Origin of the sequence: Pacificimonas aurantium, from assembly GCF_020092905.1 — a bacterium.
Taxonomy (GTDB): domain Bacteria; phylum Pseudomonadota; class Alphaproteobacteria; order Sphingomonadales; family Sphingomonadaceae; genus Pacificimonas; species Pacificimonas aurantium.
The window spans coordinates 398248-416145 of the sequence record NZ_JAGSGB010000001.1; the positions used below are offsets into that span (position 1 = coordinate 398248).

A 17898-nucleotide genomic window follows, 5' to 3' on the forward strand; every position below is an offset into this window, starting at 1 on the left:
CAAAGCCTCAGATTTCGACCTGGCTTCCCAGTTCAACAACCCGGTTCGTCGGGAGGCGGAAAAACTCCATCGCGGTTGCCGAATTTCGCAGCATCCAGGCGAACAGCTTCTCGCGCCAGACGGCCATTCCGGGTCGGTCGGCGGCGATTAAAGTCTGGCGCGACAGGAAGAAGCTGGTGGTCATCATGTCGAATTCGGGCCCGCAAACATCCTTTAGCTGGCCGAGCGCGCGCGGAATATCGGTTTCCTGCATGAACCCGTATCTGAGGACGATGCGGAAGAAGCCCTCTCCCAGGTCCTTCACGTCGCATCTGTCCTCGACAGGGATGTAGGGCACTTCCTGGATATGCACCGTCAGGATGACGACGCGCTCGTGCAGCACCTTGTTATGCTTCATATTGTGCAGAAGGGCATGCGGAACACCCTTCGACGATGAGGACATGAAGATCGCCGTACCGGGAACCCGCGTGGCCCCGGCAGCCGCCGACTTCACGAAAATCTCCATCGGCATTGCCGCTTCCTGCATGCGGCTGCGCATCAGGGCGCGGCCCCGGGCCCAGGTCGTCAGCAACGTGAAGGCGAAGAGGCCTACGACCAGCGGGAACCAGCCGCCCTCCGGCACCTTCGTCAGGTTCGCGGTGAAATAGGCACCGTCGACGATGAAGAAGATCGCGAGAAGCGGCACGGCGATCCAGGGCTTCCACTTCCATACGGAGAGCAGGAGGACGGCCAGAAGGGCGGTGTCGATGAACATCGCTCCTGTCACGGCAATGCCATAGGCGGCGGCCAGATTGGAGGAGTTCTGGAAGGTCAGGACCAGAACGATCACCGCGATCATCAGCGCCCAGTTGATCACCGGGATGTAGATCTGGTTCGCTTCCGATTCTGAGGTGTGCACGGTCGACAGGCGCGGAATGAAGCCCAGCTGGATCGCCTGATGGGTGACGGAGAATGCGCCCGAGATCACCGCCTGGCTGGCAATGAAAGTCGCAACGGTCGCGAGAATGACGAGCGGAAAGCGCAGATAGTCCGGCGCAAGAAGGAAGAAGGGCGACTTGATCGCTTCGGTCGCACCGTCCGCGTCCAGGCTCATGATCATCGCCGCCTGGCCCATATAGTTGAGCAGGAGGGCCGGCATGACGAACCAGAGCCAGGAAATGCGCATCGGACGACGGCCGAAATGGCCCATGTCGGAATACAGCGCCTCCGCGCCCGTGACCGCCAGCACGACCGAGCCTAGTGCCAGAAAGGCCAGGAATCCGTCCGTGATGAAGAACTGCACGGCATTCCAGGGGTTCAGCGTGTGGAGGACGATCTGCGGGTGATCTGAAATGTGAACCAGGCCGAGCGTCGCGATGGTCACGAAATATACCAGCATGATGGGGCCGAAGAGCGCGCCCACCTTTGCCGTACCGCGCGACTGGATCAGGAACAGGAAAACGAGAAGCCCCAGCGCGATCGGAATGACGAGGCTCGACAGGTCCGGGTTGACCACCGTGAGGCCCTCGACCGCCGAAAGGACGGAGATCGCCGGGGTAATCATCGAGTCGCCATAAAAGAGCGCCGTGGCGAATACGCCCAGAATGACGATGATGCGCCCGAACCGGGCTCGCTCCACCGACCGGGAGATGAGCGCCAACAGGGCAAGGCTGCCGCCCTGCCCCTTATTGTCCGCCTGCATCATGATGGTGACGTACTGGATCGTCACCACCAGCGTCATCGACCAGAAAATCAGGCTGATGACGCCGTAGACATGAAGCGGGTCGAGCGCGAGCGGGTGGGCGCCCACGAAGGTTTCGCGGAACGCGTATAGCGGCGACGTACCGATGTCGCCGAAGACGATACCGATGGCGCCGAGAGCGAGTTTCGCAATGGCCTTGTGGCGATCTTCGCCGGTATGAGCTGTAGCGCTGGACATGGGACCGAATGTGGCCGTTCGCATCTGCAAAAACGGAGGCGCGCGCCTAGCATGACCCTCGGGCCTGCGCAAATCCCGGCTGTTCACCGCAGCCGACTCGCTTCGTTTGGCGGAGTAATAAAATTACGCTAGAGGCGCGGGCATTCCGGCTGTCCGGTTCGGCCCGCCGGGCGTCTTTCTCCTCCAGTGCCCCTGCCCCCGCGAAAGAGGTAATGTCATGAAGATCGGTGTCCCCAAGGAAATCAAGAACCACGAATATCGTGTCGGCATGACGCCTACCGCGGCATTCGAGGCAGTGCAGAACGGGCATCAGGTCTTCGTGGAAACGGAGGCCGGGGGCGGTATCGACTTTTCCGACGACGACTACCGGGCCGTCGGTGCCCAGATCCTCGAGACCCCCGAGGAGGTGTTCGCGACCGCCGAAATGATCGTGAAGGTCAAGGAACCGCAGCTGCACGAATGCGGCTGGCTGCGCGACGGACAGGTCCTCTTCACCTATCTCCACCTCGCCGCGGACAAGCCTCAGGCGGAGGCGATCATGAAATCCGGCGCGACCGCGATCGCCTACGAGACGGTGACAAGCGCTCGCGGCGGGCTGCCCCTGCTTTCGCCCATGAGCCAGGTCGCGGGACGCCTGTCCGTCCAGGCCGGCGCACATTATCTAGAGAAGGCTCAGGGCGGACGCGGCATTCTCCTTGGCGGCGTGCCAGGCGTGGCGCCCGCGAAGGTCTCGATCCTGGGCGGCGGCGTCTCCGGCTTCAACGCCGCGCAGATGGCGGTAGGACTCGGCGCCGACGTTACCATCTATGACGTCTCCACCAGCCGGCTCGCCGAACTGGACGAGCTGTTCCAGAACCGCGTGAAGACGGTCTATGCCAGCCAGGCGGCCGTGCAGACGGCGGTAGAGAACTCGCATCTGCTGATCGGCGCAGTGCTCATTCCCGGCGCCGCAGCGCCCAAGCTCGTCACGCGGGAAATGCTGAAGACGATGCGCCGCGGATCGGTCGTCGTCGACGTGGCGATCGATCAGGGAGGCTGCTTCGAAACCTCACGTCCGACCACGCATGCGGACCCTGTCTATGTCGAGGAAGACGTCATTCACTATTGCGTTGCGAACATGCCGGGGGCCGTCGCGCGAACGTCCACCTTTGCCCTCAACAATGCCACGCTTCCGCTGATCATCCGCCTCGCGGGCGTGGGCGCCGAAGAGGCGATGGCGAAGGACCCGCATCTTGCCAACGGCCTCAATGTGTCAGGCGGCAAGATCCGGCACGAGGCCGTCGCAAAGGCGCTCGACCTGCCCTACGAACCGGCCTGATCGTCCGCAATGACGAGCGGCGGCACTTCCGGGACGGCCTTGCCGAGACGGAAAACGCCGCTGCCGCGGGCAACGAGCCCTTCCTCCCTCGTCGACAAAGTGCCGTCGATAAAGGCCATGCGCCCGGTCTGCCGAAGTACGCGCGACCGGGCCTCGAGCCAGGAACCGATACGCGCCCCGGCCAGAAAATCGACGGTCAGGTTCACCGTCAGCAGAAATCGCGGCGGCGCACCCGATGACTCCTCCTGAAACCTCAGAGTGAGCGGCAGCGCCATGTCGAGAAGCGTGGCCACCATTCCCCCATGGATGACGCCGAGCGGGTTACACATGCGGGGCACGACCCGCACCCCGAACACCGGCTCGACGGAGTCGGGGCGTACGAAAATCGGCCCGTTCCCCTCGATGAAGCCTTCCGCGAAGGGGAGCGGCCTGAACCCGTCGGGTGCGTCGGCTTCGGCGATCTGCTCCGGGTCGAATTCCTTGCTCATGCGGTTCCCTCTCCGAGGCGCGACATCCGGCCCCTAACTTCGTCGAACTCTGCCATGGTGCGCTCGAAAATCTCTCCCACCGGCCTCACGTCGGAGATGCGCCCGGCCACCTGGCCCGTCAGCGCGATACCCGCTTCCAGATCGCCTTCGAAATAGACTTTCTGCGTGTCGGCGAACTCGGCGAAGATATTGTCCGAACCGGTTTCCTGCAGGCGTGAGGTTCGCTCGGTCCTGAGCGCGCGCAGCGCGGGTCCCGGCCCTGACCGGTTGAGAAAGACGGTATCGGTGGCATCCGCCTCCACGATCCTATCCTTCCAGTTCGCGTGTACCGGCGATTCGGTGGATGCGAGGATTCGCGTTCCCATCAGAACGCCTTCCGCTCCAAGGGCCAAGGCTGCTGCCATCGTCCGCCCGTCCATGATCCCGCCGGCCGCGACAACAGGCACGTCGACCGCCTCGCAGACCTGGGGGATCAGCACCATCGAGGAGACATCCTTCGGATTCTTGAAGCCGCCGCCTTCGCCGCCCTCCACGATCAGGCCGTCGACTCCCGCCTCCACGGCGCGAAGCGCGCCCGACAGGCTGGGAACGACGTGGAAGACAGTAAGGCCCGCCTCTTTCAGGATGCCGGTATAGCGCTGAGGATCGCCGGCGGATGTCGTCACGAAGCGAACCCCCTCATCGATGATGAACTGCACAATATCGGGATCGCGAACGAAGGCCTGCGCGACGTTCACGCCGAACGGCTTGTCGGTGAGGGTGCGCATCTTCTTGATCTCTTCGCGCACCGCGTCGAGCTCGCCTGAAGAAGTCTCGATGATGCCCATGCCGCCAGCGTTCGAGACGGCCGAGGACAGCTGCGCCCGCGCGATCCAGCCCATCGCCGCCTGGATGATGGGCTTTTCGATGCCCAGCATCTCGGTCACCCGCGTCCTGACAGCCATATGCCGCTCCCCCGTTAAAAGGCGGGAGGCTTAGCGCTCCTCGATGGGCAGACCGAGCTGTTCAAGTTGGGGGCGCACGACCGCCGCATCTCCGACCACGACGTAGATCAGCTTGTCCGGATCGATCTCCGCCTGAGCCCGGGCCGCCACCGTCTCGGCGTCCAGCGCCCGCAGCCGCTCGGCATAGGTCTCCTGATAATCGTCCGGCCGATCCAGATTTGCGTTGGAGATCAGGGCCCCCAGCACGGAGGAGGCGCTTTCATAGGCCCCCGGCAGCCGCCCGGTCAGGAAGGCGATGGTTTCGACGGTTTCCTCTTCGGTGATCGGGTCGCCGCCCACGAAATCGGCAATCTCGCTGCGCAGTTCGGCCAGGGCCTCGCCCGTGCGGTCCGACTGCACCGGCGCCGTGACGTAAAAAGGCGCCTGTTCGCGCACGCCGGAAATCGAAGAGCGCACTCCGTAGCTCCAACCCTTTTCTTCGCGCAGGTTCATGTTCAGCCGCGACGTGAAGATGCCGCCCAGCGGTACGTTGGCGACCGCCAGGGCGATGTCGTCGTCGAGGCCCTTCACGGTGAGCGGATAACCGGCGAAGATGTAGCTTTGCGGGCTTTCCGGCCGGTCGACGAGAACGATGCGGCTCTCCGCCGGCGGCTCGACATCCGAGAAGAGTTTGGTTCCGCGCACCGGTCCGGAGGCGCGCCAGTCGCCGAACTGCGCCTCCAGCTTCGGCAGGATTTCCTCCAGGGTGGTGTCCCCGACGACGAAAATCTCCGCATTGTCCGGGCGCAGCCAGCTGTCCCTGAAGGCGAACAGGTCCTCGCGCGTGACCGAACGGACACCTTCTGCGGTTCCGGTTCCGGTTAGGGGGATGCCGTAGGGGTGCGTCTCGCCGTAGATAAGCGGCGGCAGCAACCGGAGTGCAAGCCCCTGGGGCTGAGTCATCTCCCGTTCGATCGAGGCGAGCTGAATATTGCGCACCCGGTCGAGTTCGTCCTGCGCGAAGGCCGGATTGCGCACGATATCGGCATAGAGTTCCAGGGAGGCGTCGAGATTGGAGGTGAGGGCACTCAGGCCAATGCGCGTCGTATCGCTTCCCGAGGAAGCGCCGATGCTTGCGCCGAGCCTCTCTTCGGCCTCGGCGATCTCGTTGGCGCTGCGCGTCTCGGTCCCCTCGTCGAGAAGCGACAGGAGAAGCGCCTGCGTGCCCAGGGCATCGCGCGGATCGGCTGCGTCGCCGGCATCAAAAACCGCCGCAATCTCGACGACGGGAACGGCCGTGCGCCGCGCGAAGGTCACCTCGATACCGTTCGACAGTTCGGCGCGCTCGACATCGGGGAAATCGAGGCTGGGGAGATCGCCGACGGCAGGCGGCTGCGAACGGTCGTAGGCCTCGGTGGACGCCGCAAGCTGGCCATAGGGGGTCACGACAAGCTCGTAGCCACCCGTGTCCATCCATTCGGCTGCGGCGGCGCGCACTTCCTCCGGCGTCAGCGCGACGAAATCCTCGAGCTGCTCGCGATAATATTCGGGATTTTCCGAGTAGAGCTCGCCCTGCGCCAGCGTGACCGCCTTGCCGCCGAAACCGCCGACCGATTCCAGTCCGCGCACCGTTCCCGAGACGATGCGCATCGCCACGCGCGCGACCTCCTCCGGGGTCGGGCCGTCGCGGCGAAACCGCGCGATTTCCTCGTCGACGATGCGCTCCACTGCCGCGACATCGCCGCCGGGCTGCACATCGACGGTCAGCTGGAGAATCCCGACGGCTTCCAGCGTTTGCACATTTCCGGACACGCCGGTCGCCAACTGCTCGTCGCGGACCAGGCGCTGATACAGCCGGGAGGTCGGGCCGTTGGCGAGGATAGCGGCCGCTACCGTCAGGTCGTTCGAAACCTCGTCCTGCAGACCGGGAACTGCCCAGTTGCGATAGACGCGGGCATTCGAAACGCGGTCCTGCATGACTTCGCGCACCGTGTCCTCGCGCGTCGGCACCCACGCTTCCAGTCGGCCCGGGTTGGCAGGGCCAGGCGGAATGTCGCCGAAATATTTCTCGACCAGGGGCCGGGCGGTCTCTGCATCGATATCGCCGGCCAGAACGAGGACGGCGTTGTTCGGCCCGTACCAGCTACGGAACCACTCCTTCACGTCGTCAAGCGTGGCGTTGGACAGGTCCTCCATCGAGCCGATCGTCGAATGGCGATAGGGGTGTCCTTCCGGGAACAGTCCCTCCAATATGCGGTACCAAGTGGTTCCGAAGGGCTGGTTGTCGCCCTGCCGCTTTTCATTCTGGACGACCCCGATCTGCGCATCGAGCTTTTCCTGCGTCACGGCGCCCAGCAGGTGACCCATGCGGTCCGATTCCAGAAACAGGATCCGCTCCAGAGCAGGGGTCGGGACATTCTGGAAATAGTTGGTGCGGTCGAACCAGGTGGTTCCGTTGTAGCTGGTCGCGCCGATTTCCTGCAGCGCCTCGAAATAGTCGCGGTCGTCATGTTCGGTACCGTTGAACATCAGATGTTCGAACAGGTGGGCGAAGCCGGTCTTTCCCTCCGGCTCGTCTTTCGAACCGACATGGTACCAAATGGAGACCGCGACGATCGGCGCCTTCCGGTCTGTATGGGTAATGACGCGCAGACCGTTGTCGAGCGTGAAACTCTCATAGGGAATCTCTACCTGCGACACGAGCGCTTCGGAGGGCCCGCCAACGCCACCCTGCGCAGACGCGTCCGAAACGGAGAACATCGCCGCCGCCGCGGCGACAAGCCAGGTACCCAACACACGCATCATAAAATCGGCCCACCGAAAATGAAGAATCACCCGTGGGTAAAGCTTTGACGAAAACGGCGAAAGAAGGAAAGAGAGGGAGAGCCGTCACCGATCTTTCTCATGACGCGCAGTCACAAAGGAAGTAGCTGGATCGCCAATATGAAGCATCTGATCCTGCTGCGGCATGCCAAATCGAGTTGGGACGACCAGGGACAGTCCGATTTCGACCGCCCGCTTAACGACAAGGGCGCGCGCGCCGCACGAACCGTGGGCGAACATGCCGCCCGTGCCGGAATACGCTGGGACGAAGCCGTGGCATCTCCGGCCAGGCGAGTGCGAGAGACCATATCCCATTTCGCCGACGGCTACGGCCAGCCATTCTCCGTGCGCGACGAACGCGATATCTACATGGCGAACGTGCAAAGCCTGCTCGACGTCCTGTCGCACTGTACCGGGGAGCGGGTGCTCCTTGTCGGCCACAATCCCGGCCTTGAGGACCTGATATTCCACCTCGTGCCGAAGGATGACGGCCCCGCCCGCCGCGAAGTGGATGTGAAATATCCCACAGCGACGCTGTGCGTCATGGCGCTCAAGACCGACGACTGGACCAGCCTCGAAGAGGGCTGCGCTACCATCGAGAAGCTGGTGCGGCCGCGAGACCTCGACCCGGCGCTGGGGCCGGACGCGGACTAGTTACCCGGTCTCGGGAACGTTCGTCCCCAGCTCTTCCAGCCACAGTTTGGCAGTTCCATCCGAAGGCGCACGCCAGTCGGCTCGCGGGCTGAGGCTGCCGCCCCAGGAGACTTTCGGACCGTTCGGCAGGGCAGACCGCTTGAACTGCGCAAAGCCGAAATAGCGGCCGGCGAACACCTCCAGCCATTTGCGGATCGTGGCGAGGTCATATTCGGGTCGCGCATCCTCGGGAATTCCCTGCGGCCAGCTTCCCGCTTCGGCATCGCGCCAGGCGTGCCATGCCATATAAGCGATCTTCGAAGGCGGCAGGCCGTAGCGAAGGGTGTAGAACAGGAAGAAATCGTGCAGCGCATATGGACCGATCTTGTCCTCGGTGCTCTGAATTTCGCCATCCTCGCCCGCCGGAACAAGCTCCGGACTGATCTCCGTTCCCAGAATATCTGTCAGAACGCGCCCCGCCGCCTCGTCGAACTGGTCCGTTGAAACGCACCAGCGAATGAGGTGCTGGATCAGCGTCTTCGGAACCCCGGCATTGACGTTGTAATGGCTCATCTGATCGCCGACACCGTAGGTGCACCAGCCGAGCGCAAGTTCGGAAAGGTCCCCCGTCCCGACGACGAAGCCGCTACGCTGCCCTGCGAGCCGGAACAGATAGTCCGTGCGAAGGCCCGCCTGCACATTCTCGAACGTCAAATCGTAGACAGGTTCTCCTTCGGCGAAGGGATGGCCCATCTTCTCAAGCATGTCGCGCGCCGAAGGGCGTATGTCGATCTCCTCCGCCGTGATCCCCATCGCGCTCATCAGTTCATGAGCATTCGACTTGGTGCGGTCGGACGTCCCGAAACCGGGCATGGTGAACCCGAGAATGTTTTTCCGGTCTATGCCCAGCCGGTCGAACGCCTTGGCGGCCACGATGAGGGCATGGGTGGAATCGAGCCCGCCCGAGATGCCGATAACCAGCTTGTCGCCGCCGGTGGACTGGTATCGCTTCGCGAGCCCCTCGACCTGAATGTTGAAGGCTTCGTAGCAGTCCTCATCCAGCTTCTCCGGATCGTTCGGAACGAAGGGGAAGCGGCGCAGCGGTCTGTCCAGCCTACGTTCGGGCTCGTCCTCGGCGGGTGTGAACTCGACGGTCCGAAAGGTGGGAGCGTCGAGCGCGCGTCCAGCATCATTGAAGGTGGGCGTCCGCATGCGTTCAAGGCGGATTCGCTGAACGTCGACATCGCATATCAGCGTTTGGGCGTGCCAGTCGAAGCGCGTGGACTCCTTGAGGAGGTCACCCAGCTCATAGACGAACCCCTGCCCGTCCCAGGCCATGTCGGTGGTCGATTCCCCGGGCCCGCAGGCGGAAAATGCGTAGATCGACATCGTACGCGCCGACTGAGCCGCGGCGAGCAGCTTGCGGTCGCGCGACTTGCCGATGGTCACGTTCGAGCCCGACAGGTTGCAGAGGATATGCGCGCCGGCGAGGGCCGCGGCCGTGGACGGAACGACGGGCGCCCAAAAATCCTCGCAGATCTCGATGCCGAAAGAGAAGTCCCGGTGGACGGTGGACCGGAACATGAGGTCGGTTCCGAACGGAACAGCCTCTCCTGCGACGTCGATGCTGAGGCCGGTCAAGCCCGCACCCGGGGCGAACCAGCGTTTCTCGTAATATTCCCGGTAGTTGGGGAGAAAGCTCTTGGGAACGACGCCAAGCACTCGCCCGCCCTGAATGGCAAGCGCACAATTGTAGAGCCTGTCCGCACGCCGCAGCGTGGCGCCCGCGACGATGACCGGACGCAGCTTTGCCGTCGCCTCGCAGATGCTGGCGACCGCGCCCTCCACCCGGTCCAGAAGAGCTTCCTGAAGGTGAAGATCGTCGAGGGCGTAGGAGCTGATACTGAGCTCAGGGAAAAGCAGAAGGTCGACGCCCTGATCATGCGCGTCGCGGGCAAGCGTTACATGCGCCTCCTCATTTTCGGAAATATCGCCCACCGTACCGAGCGGGGTCGCGCAGGCGATGCGGACGAACCCCTGCCGGCCGAGCGAATGAAAAGGATGCTGCGTCGCCATGGCCCGTGCCTAGAGCGCTTCGTGCATCATGGCGAGGGCGGCCCGCAGGGCCTCGAGCCGGATCGGTCCGCGTCCCTTGGCACCGAAATGAAACTCCTCGTGACGCGGCTCACCGTTCGCGCGGGCCACTGCGATGTGAACCAGCCCTTCCTCGTCATCATCCCCGCCTGGACCCGCAAAGCCCGTCAGGGCGGCCACCAGGCCCGCATTCGAGCGGTCGAGCGCGCCCTGCGCCATCGCGATCGCCACGTCGCGGCTCACCGCGCCGCACTCGTCGATCTGCTTGCGGTGCAGACCGAGCAGGTCGCACTTCGCTGCATCGCTGTAGGTGACGAATCCGCGTTCGAAAATATGACTGCACCCCGGAATATCGGTGAGTAGCGATGCCAGCAGGCCGCCCGTACAGCTTTCGGCAGTCGCCAGCGGCACACCCTTCTCGCACGCAGCACTCAACAGGTTCTGGGCCATTTCCTCGATATCGGCGGGCATGGCGCCCTTGAGCGATTCCGTGTCGGCCATTTTCCGTCCAACCTCTCGTTTTCAAACGACAACGGGAGTGGCAACTTCACCGTTCCCACAGCTGAAGCTTTCCGGATCGTACCGCAGTCACTAGATGGTCCCCACGCCCCTCCCGAAACCCGGTTCGCCAAAGCGGAGCGCCATGCAAATCGCCCTCGCCCTCATCAATATTCTGCAGATGCTGCTTCAGGTCGGCATCTGGATCGTCATCGCCCAGGTGGTTCTCAGCTGGCTGATCGCGTTCAACGTGGTCAACATGTCTAACAACTTCGTGCGTAGCATCTACTACGGCATCGAGCGCATCCTCGGGCCGGTCTATCGCCCGATCCGAAGGCTGATGCCAGATCTCGGCGGTCTCGACCTGACGCCGATGGTCGTGATCCTTGGCTTCATCGCTGCGCAAGAGCTCCTTAAAGGGGTCGCCAGCCAGATTCTGGGGGCCTGATGCCGGCCGAGCGTATCGACGGCAAAGCCTTCGCCGCCGACATGCGCGCCAAGGCCGCCGAGGCCGCCCGCGCGTTTGAGGCCCAGGCCGGGCGACGGGCGGGACTCGCCGTCGTGTTGGTCGGGGACGACCCTGCAAGCGACGTCTACGTCCGCTCGAAGGTGAAGACGACGATGGACGCCGGAATGGAAAGCTTCGAGCACCGGCTGCCTGAAACCACCGGCGAGGACGAGTTGCTGGCACTGGTCGACAGTCTGAACGCCGACGACAAGGTCGACGGCATTCTCGTCCAGCTGCCCCTGCCGCGACACCTCGATTCCGACCGCGCCGTCCAGCGCATAGATCCGGACAAGGATGTCGACGGCCTCACCGTCGTCAACGCCGGCCGCCTGATCAGCGGACTTCCCGGCATCGTCCCGTGCACTCCCATGGGCTGCGACCTGATGATTTCGCAGCAGCTGGGCGGAGACCTGAGCGGCAAGCTTGCGCTCGTGATCGGTCGCTCGAACCTGTTCGGCAAGCCGATGGGGCAGCTTTTGCTCCAGCGCAACGCCACAGTGATCCAGGCTCATTCGCGCACCGCCGACCTGCCGGACCTTACGCGCATGGCCGACATCCTCGTTGTCGCGGTCGGCAGGCCCGAAATGGTGAAGGGCGACTGGGTAAAGCCCGGCGCCGTGGTGATCGATGTCGGCATCAACCGTATTCCCGCCCCCGAACGCGGCGAAGGCAAAACCCGGCTGCTGGGCGACGTCGCCTATGAGGAGGCCGCTAAGGCCGCCGCGGCCATAACGCCCGTTCCGGGCGGGGTCGGCCCCACCACCGTCGCGGGTCTGCTACTCAACACCGTGAAGGCCGCGCACCGCAGAGCCGGGCTTACTGCTCCCGCGCTGTGATGGAGCTGTTCATCTCCGCGTTCGCGACGCTGTTCGTCGTGATCGACCCGCCCGGCTGCGCGCCGATCTACTACAGCCTGACGACGTCTGCGTCCGCAGCGCAGCGCCGTGCCATGGCAATTCGGTCGGTGCTGATCGCGGCAGCCGTGCTGCTGGTCTTCGCCTTCTTCGGCAAGGCGCTGCTCGGGGCGCTTGGCATTTCGCTCGATTCCTTCCGCGTTGCGGGCGGCATCATGCTGTTCATCATCGCGCTGGAAATGGTGTTCGAGAAACGCACCGAACGCCGCGAAGCGCGGGCCGAGGAAGTGGGCCATTCCGAAGTCGAGGATGTGTCGGTCTTTCCCATGGCAATCCCCATGATCGGCGGGCCGGGCTCGATCGCCTCGATTATGCTGCTGATGAGCGAGGCGGGCAGCCTGACAGAGCGCGGCGTCGTCTTCGCGGCCCTGGGGCTAGTCCTCCTGCTCACCCTGGCCGCGCTTCTGGCAGCGGGACCCATTTTGCGGGTGCTGGGCAACAAGATGGAGGCGATGATCACCCGCTTGCTCGGCGTCATCCTCGCCGCACTCGCAGCGCAATATGTGATCGACGGGCTGGCGGCGACGTTCGTCTAGTCGCTCGGCTGGTATATCCGTAGAGCGGCGTTCCCGCCTTTAGCGGGCACGCGGGTCAACCAGGCCGGCGCCTCGTCCCGGTTTAGCGCGGCCGCAAAGCTTTCCGGCTTTGCCTTGCCGTAACTGTTTAGCTCCTTGCTGCCCACGCAGATAACAAGGTGCGTCAACCCGCGCTCCTGCATCAGACGCCGGGCCTCATCGCCCTCGGCATCGCCCAGAAACGCGGACAAGGTGGCGGCAATCCCGTCATTGTTGCGATGATGGCTGCTCGCCACCACCGCGTGCGGGGTCCGGTAGAGGATCGCCGGAGCGATATCGAGCTGGGTCAGAAGCCGGGTGGGGGCCATGGAGGCGAGGGCATCGAAGCTGGACGGCCGCTTGCACACTGCTGCCGCTGCGCCACCATTGCCGCCGCCCTCCACCGAGCCGGCTTCAGGGTCATCATGGGACTGTTTCCCCGCCGCCGACGCAAGTGTCCAAGCCATCAGCGGGGTTGCCGGAAAGAGCATCACGATCGCGCCGAAACTCGCGAGCAGGCGCCAGGGTCGTCGCACCCGCTCGGTACGCTCCAGCGCTGCCGCCAGCAGAACGAGAATGCCGGGTATCGCCAGCGCGGTGGCCAGAGCGGAGGCGCGCATGACCAAGATACCGAGGATAGCCGCGCCGAAGAACAGGAAGGCGAGCGTCCGCACATGCTTGGAGGATCGTTTGCGCAGGGCAAGCACATAGCCTGCGACACCCGTCAGAAAAAGCAGCGCCGTCCCGAACTGAAGCGTTCCCGAGCTGTGCCAGAGAGGAAGCCCCTCGTTGATACGGCCATACCAATGCTGCTGCACGATCGGGTCGAGGCGGGCGAACGGACCGGCGGCGCAGGTGGGCTCGATAGCCAAGATCGCAGCGAAGGCCGCCAGCCCCGCCGCGGCAATGACGCCCGCGCGTCGCAGCGGCGTGCCCACATATGAACTGAGGAGCGGGAGAAGCCCCAGCCCCGCGACGGCGAACGCCCCGAAATATACCGGCATCAGCGCATCGCACCAAGTTGCCGACCACATGGTCGCAGGCTGGGTCAGCGCAAAGATGGCGGCCGATACAACCGCGAGGACGGCAACATAGACGACAAGCGCGAGGGCTTGCTCCCGGTCGCGAATTGCCGGAACCGCAAGTGCCGCAGCCAGCAAAGCCGCATACGGAAGGCCTTCGATCGAGATGGCCAGATCGACCGCCATGAAAAGCCCCGCCAGGGCAGGCCGCGTCAGGCGCTTGCCGGAAACGATCGCCGCCGTTGCCGACAGGGCGAGCGCGATCTGCCAGCCATGATGGTCGATGCGAAACGGCCAGGTCTGAACCGCCACGAGCGGCACAGCCGCAAAGAACAGGGGCGCCAGGAAGATCAACCTGCGATCGGAGGAGACCTGCCGCGCTACCATCGTTCCTGCGTAGATCACCGCCAGAAGGGTCAGTGCGGGAATGACCACCATGGCCGCCGCTTCGGCCTGCGCCTCCCCAAGCAGCGGCGAGAGAAGCAGGATGACGAGGGCAATGGGCGCATCGACAATGCGCGACCAGTGCATGGGGGCGCCCAAGGGGGTGTTTAGACGCGTCTGGGAGACATCGGCAAAGGCCTGGCCGCCCAGCCAGTCGCGCACCTGCACCATGCGCAGCAAGTCATCCGGCCCGCGCGGCACCGGCAGTTCGAACTGCCCCCTTGCCGCGAACAACATGAAGGCCGTGACGAACAGCCAGGTGGCCAGAACAGCCAAGCGCCAGGGCGGTGAGGTCATGGCGTCACCGGCTCGTTCATATGGTCGCGGAGGCGCCGCGCTCGCCATGCCGACCTCCGTCTAGCGCGCGAAGATGTAAAGTCGCCTGATCAGCCAGACAGCGAAGAAACTGACGCCGATCGCGAACAGCTTGGCAAGCCGCGGGTCGAAGCCGAGCTGCGTCCCGGCCCCGACAATTCCAGTAGTCAGTGCAAGGCCGACGAGTGCTGACAGGATGAAAAGGCCCTTTTGCCGTCGCCGCTCCTCGGAGCCGCGACCTGCGGCTTCCAACGCGAAAACCAACCGGGAGGCCAGCAGCCAGTGGACCAGGATGCCCAGCGAATAGCCAAGGGCAGCCGCCAGCCGCTCGTCCGCGCCAATGACCAGCAGCCGGTCCAGCGTCAGCACGTCCGCGACGAGCGCAGCCGCGCTCACGGCGACATAGGCCGCGAAACTCCGGTCGAGGCCCAGACGGCCCACAACCCCGGTCAGCGTGGCGTCAGCGTCCTTCACGTGCGTGCGTCAGGCCGCCAGCTTGCGCGGCACCTGGCGGACCGAAGACAGTGCCTCCACGGCCCCCTCAAGCTCGCCCTCCGCGCCGGCCTCATGATATTCGGCGTCCTCGTTCACACACCAGACATCGTGCTTGATGCGGCCCGCCTTGATATTCTCGACGGTCAGCATTGCCGTCATCATGGCGTGGTCCTGATTGTTATATTTGTGCATGCCGTTGCGACCAACGAGGTGAAGCGTCGGATAGGCCTCGGCCAGTTCGGCCCGCATGGCATCCACATTCGCGGCATAGGCATCGTCGTAGACGGGGTAGGCCTTCTCCTGACGCACGACGAGGCCGCCCTCGATATCGGCGGGGTCGCAAAGCCCCAGCTGGGCAAGTTCCTTCTTCGCGAGTTCGACGAGATCGGCATCCTTCGAAGACCAGAGCCCGTCGCCTTCGAAGCAGAAATATTCGAGGCCTACGCAAGCCATATCGTCGTCGGGGATCATCTCCGGCGACCAGGAGCGGAAGTTCTGGATGCGTCCGACTAGGACACGCGGGTCGTGAATGTAGATCCAGTTGTCGGGGAACAGATCCTTCGACTTCACCATCACGGCGACAGTCAGAAAGTCGCGATATTTCAGGTTCATCGCATTGGTCGTGGTCTTCGGCAACGGATGCAGGCGGCTGGCCAGCTCGCGCATGGGAGCGGAAGAGATGACGTGCGCCGCATTGATCGTGACGACGTCGCCTTCTCCCGTCTTGGCAAGGACACGCCACCTGCCGCTCGCCTTGTCCTCAGACAGCTGATGCAGCGAGTGATCCATCAGGACCTGATTGCCGCCCTCGACCACCGAATCGCGAGCGGCCTCCCACATCATGCCGGGGCCCTTGCGCGGATAGCGAAAGGTCTCGAGCAATGTCTTTGCTTCCATGCCGTCGTTGGGGCGCTTGTTCAGGCCAAGCGATCGTTTCACGCCGTCGAGTACAGCCCCGCCGAGCGAAAGCCCCTTGATCCGCTGCGCCGCCCAGTCGGCCGAAATCTCGTCGCACTGCATGCCCCACACCTTTTCGGTGTAGGTCTTGAAGAAGATTCCGAAGAGCTTTTCGCCGAACTGGTTCGATACCCAGTCCTGGAAACTCTTCACGTCTTTCTTCGGGAACAGCTTCGCCTTCGCATAGCTGAGCATGCAGAAGGCCGAGCGGAGAATCCCCAGATTGCCGAGCGCCTCGAAGGCGCGCAGGGGATAGGAGTAGAACTTACCTTCGTAATAGATGCGGCTCATGCGCGGACGCTGGATGAAGTCGTCCGGCAGGATCTCGTTCCAGAGGTCGACGACCTGCTTCGACTTCGAGAAAAAGCGGTGTCCGCCAATGTCGAACCGGTAACCGTCATGTTCCACCGTGCGGCTGATGCCGCCGACATAGGTGGAATCCTTCTCGATGACCGTGACGGAATAGCCCTCTTTCGTCAGCAGGTAAGCGGCGGTCAGCCCCGCCGGTCCCGCGCCGATAATCGCGACGTCCGTACTTTTGCTCGTCATCCGGCCCCACTCCTTCGCTCAACGCTCAGGACCTTCTGGGGGAGGAGGTTTAAAGACGAGGTTAACGGTTCGTGCGCTCTGCCGCGACGCGGGACGAGCGAGGCGGACTATTCGTCCGTTTCGGCGCGGTTACGCTCCCCCAGAAGCCGCAGGCGCAGGGCATTGAGGCGAATGAAGCCCTGCGCATCGCGCTGGTCGTACCGGCCCGCATCCTCTTCGAACGTAACGACGTCCTGGCTGTAGAGATTGAACTTCCGGTCCGTCTTGCGGCCAACGACGTCCGCGCGGCCCTTGTAGAGCTTCAGGCGTACCGTTCCCGAGACGTTTTCCTGGCTCTTGTCGATCGCTGCCTGCATCATTTCGCGTTCCGGCGAAAACCAGAAACCGTTGTAGATCAGCTCGGCATAGCGGGGCATCAGTTCGTCCTTCAGATGCGCCGCGCCCCGGTCGAGCGTGAGCTGTTCAATCCCCCTGTGCGCGGCCAGCAGGATCGTGCCGCCCGGCGTTTCGTACATGCCGCGCGACTTCATGCCCACGAAGCGGTTTTCCACGAGGTCCAAACGACCAATTCCGTGCGTCCGGCCAAGCTCGTTTAGCTTTGCCAGAAGGGTGGCCGGCGACATCGCTTCGCCGTTCAGGCTGTTCGCATCCCCGCTTCCGAAGCCGAGCGTGATATATTCGGGCGTGTCGGGCGCGGATTCCGGATCGTTCGTCCGCGAGTAGACATAGTCCGGCGTTTCTTCCCACGGATCTTCGAGCACCTTCCCCTCCGAGGACGTGTGAAGAAGGTTGGCATCGGTCGAAAAGGGCGCTTCCCCGCGCTTGTCCTTCGGCACCGACAGTCCGTTGGCTTCTGCATATTCGATCAGCTTCGTGCGGCTGGTCAGGTCCCATTCGCGCCACGGTGCGATCACCCGGATATCGGGATCGAGACCATAATAGCCGAGTTCGAAGCGAACCTGATCGTTACCCTTGCCGGTTGCGCCGTGGGCGACGGCATCGGCGCCGACCTCGTGCGCGATCTCGATCTGCCGTTTGGCGATCAGGGGACGCGCGATCGCCGTCCCGAGCAGATAGAGCCCTTCGTAAAGCGCATTCGCCCTGATCATCGGGTAGACATAATCCCGCACGAATTCCTCGCGCAGGTCCTCGATGAAGATATGTTCCGGCTTCACGCCCGCTGCCAGCGCCTTCTCCCGCGCGGGGTCCAGTTCTTCGCCCTGGCCGAGGTCGGCCGTGAAGGTCACGACTTCGCAGCCATAATGGTCCTGCAGCCATTTCAGGATCACACTGGTATCGAGGCCGCCCGAATAGGCGAGCACAACGCGGGAAACTTGGGACATAGGGAGATGGGGCTCCTGAAAAAAAACGCAGAGGAACACCCTCTGCGAAAAAAAAGGCGGGGGGCGCAAGGGATGCCTGCTTCCCATATCGTAAAAGAGGAT

General features: G+C 63.6%; 15 protein-coding genes. 5 read left to right on the forward strand and 10 right to left on the reverse strand.

Annotated features, from left to right (window positions below; all coding sequences use genetic code 11):
• Positions 1-7: 7 nt before the first annotated feature.
• On the reverse strand, positions 8-1918 hold the full coding sequence (locus KCN53_RS02010) for a potassium transporter Kup (RefSeq protein WP_088711680.1): 1911 nt from the start codon (positions 1916-1918) through the stop codon (positions 8-10).
• 217 nt (positions 1919-2135) lie between these two features.
• Here KCN53_RS02010 and ald point away from each other — a divergent pair, with 217 nt between their 5' ends.
• Positions 2136-3236: an alanine dehydrogenase gene (ald, locus tag KCN53_RS02015; protein ID WP_088711679.1), complete on the forward strand. Its 1101-nt coding sequence runs from the start codon at positions 2136-2138 to the stop codon at positions 3234-3236.
• Here ald and KCN53_RS02020 read toward each other — a convergent pair.
• From KCN53_RS02020 to KCN53_RS02030, 3 genes are read right to left on the reverse strand one after another with little or no spacing between them, the layout of a single operon-like run.
• A complete protein-coding gene (locus KCN53_RS02020; RefSeq protein ID WP_088711678.1) occupies positions 3221-3724 on the reverse strand; it encodes a PaaI family thioesterase in 504 nt (167 codons plus the stop codon). The genes ald and KCN53_RS02020 overlap by 16 nt on opposite strands.
• Positions 3721-4668: an NAD(P)H-dependent flavin oxidoreductase gene (locus KCN53_RS02025; protein ID WP_088711677.1), complete on the reverse strand. Its 948-nt coding sequence runs from the start codon at positions 4666-4668 to the stop codon at positions 3721-3723. Before KCN53_RS02025 ends, KCN53_RS02020 begins: the two co-directional genes overlap by 4 nt.
• Before the next feature lie 30 nt (positions 4669-4698).
• Positions 4699-7452 (reverse strand): M16 family metallopeptidase, encoded by a 2754-nt coding sequence (locus KCN53_RS02030; protein ID WP_088711676.1) that lies wholly within the window; start codon positions 7450-7452, stop codon positions 4699-4701.
• A 138-nt stretch (positions 7453-7590) separates the two neighbouring features.
• On the opposite strand from KCN53_RS02030, the gene KCN53_RS02035 reads away from it, so the two are divergent.
• Positions 7591-8124, forward strand: a complete 534-nt coding sequence (locus tag KCN53_RS02035; protein WP_088713346.1) for a SixA phosphatase family protein — start codon at positions 7591-7593, stop codon at positions 8122-8124.
• Here KCN53_RS02035 and KCN53_RS02040 read toward each other — a convergent pair whose 3' ends face one another.
• Together KCN53_RS02040 and KCN53_RS02045 are read right to left on the reverse strand one after the other, a co-directional pair.
• Positions 8125-10179 carry an NAD(+) synthase gene (locus KCN53_RS02040; protein ID WP_088711675.1) on the reverse strand — a complete coding sequence of 685 codons (2055 nt, stop codon included), beginning with the start codon at positions 10177-10179 and terminating at the stop codon, positions 8125-8127.
• Positions 10180-10188: 9 nt separating this feature from the next.
• Positions 10189-10698, reverse strand: a complete 510-nt coding sequence (locus KCN53_RS02045) for a CinA family protein (protein WP_088711674.1) — start codon at positions 10696-10698, stop codon at positions 10189-10191.
• Between the two features lie 148 nt (positions 10699-10846).
• On the opposite strand from KCN53_RS02045, the gene KCN53_RS02050 reads away from it, so the two are divergent.
• The 3 genes from KCN53_RS02050 to KCN53_RS02060 are packed head-to-tail and all read left to right on the forward strand — an operon-like array spanning position 10847 to position 12653.
• Entirely contained in the window at positions 10847-11143 is a 297-nt protein-coding gene (locus KCN53_RS02050; protein WP_088713345.1) for a YggT family protein, read from the forward strand.
• Positions 11143-12039 carry a bifunctional methylenetetrahydrofolate dehydrogenase/methenyltetrahydrofolate cyclohydrolase FolD gene (gene folD, locus KCN53_RS02055; protein WP_088711673.1) on the forward strand — a complete coding sequence of 299 codons (897 nt, stop codon included), beginning with the start codon at positions 11143-11145 and terminating at the stop codon, positions 12037-12039. The genes KCN53_RS02050 and folD overlap by 1 nt, the downstream gene beginning before the upstream one ends.
• Positions 12036-12653, forward strand: coding sequence for a MarC family protein (locus KCN53_RS02060; RefSeq protein WP_088711672.1), 618 nt, complete (start codon positions 12036-12038; stop codon positions 12651-12653). Before folD ends, KCN53_RS02060 begins: the two co-directional genes overlap by 4 nt.
• On the opposite strand, the gene KCN53_RS02065 is transcribed toward KCN53_RS02060, so the two are convergent.
• The 4 genes from KCN53_RS02065 to KCN53_RS02080 all read right to left on the reverse strand — a co-directional run bounded on the left by KCN53_RS02065 (position 12650) and on the right by KCN53_RS02080 (position 17796).
• The gene (locus KCN53_RS02065) at positions 12650-14434 is read right to left on the reverse strand and encodes a hypothetical protein (protein ID WP_088711671.1); all 1785 of its coding nucleotides are present in this window, start codon (positions 14432-14434) and stop codon (positions 12650-12652) included. The two genes, KCN53_RS02060 and KCN53_RS02065, sit on opposite strands and share 4 nt — an antisense overlap.
• 60 nt (positions 14435-14494) lie before the next feature.
• Positions 14495-14926, reverse strand: coding sequence for a GtrA family protein (locus KCN53_RS02070; RefSeq protein ID WP_224199289.1), 432 nt, complete (start codon positions 14924-14926; stop codon positions 14495-14497).
• Positions 14927-14935: 9 nt separating this feature from the next.
• On the reverse strand, positions 14936-16453 hold the full coding sequence (locus tag KCN53_RS02075) for an NAD(P)/FAD-dependent oxidoreductase (protein WP_088711670.1): 1518 nt from the start codon (positions 16451-16453) through the stop codon (positions 14936-14938).
• Between the two features lie 107 nt (positions 16454-16560).
• On the reverse strand, positions 16561-17796 hold the full coding sequence (locus tag KCN53_RS02080; RefSeq protein WP_088711669.1) for an argininosuccinate synthase: 1236 nt from the start codon (positions 17794-17796) through the stop codon (positions 16561-16563).
• Positions 17797-17898 lie beyond the last annotated feature (102 nt).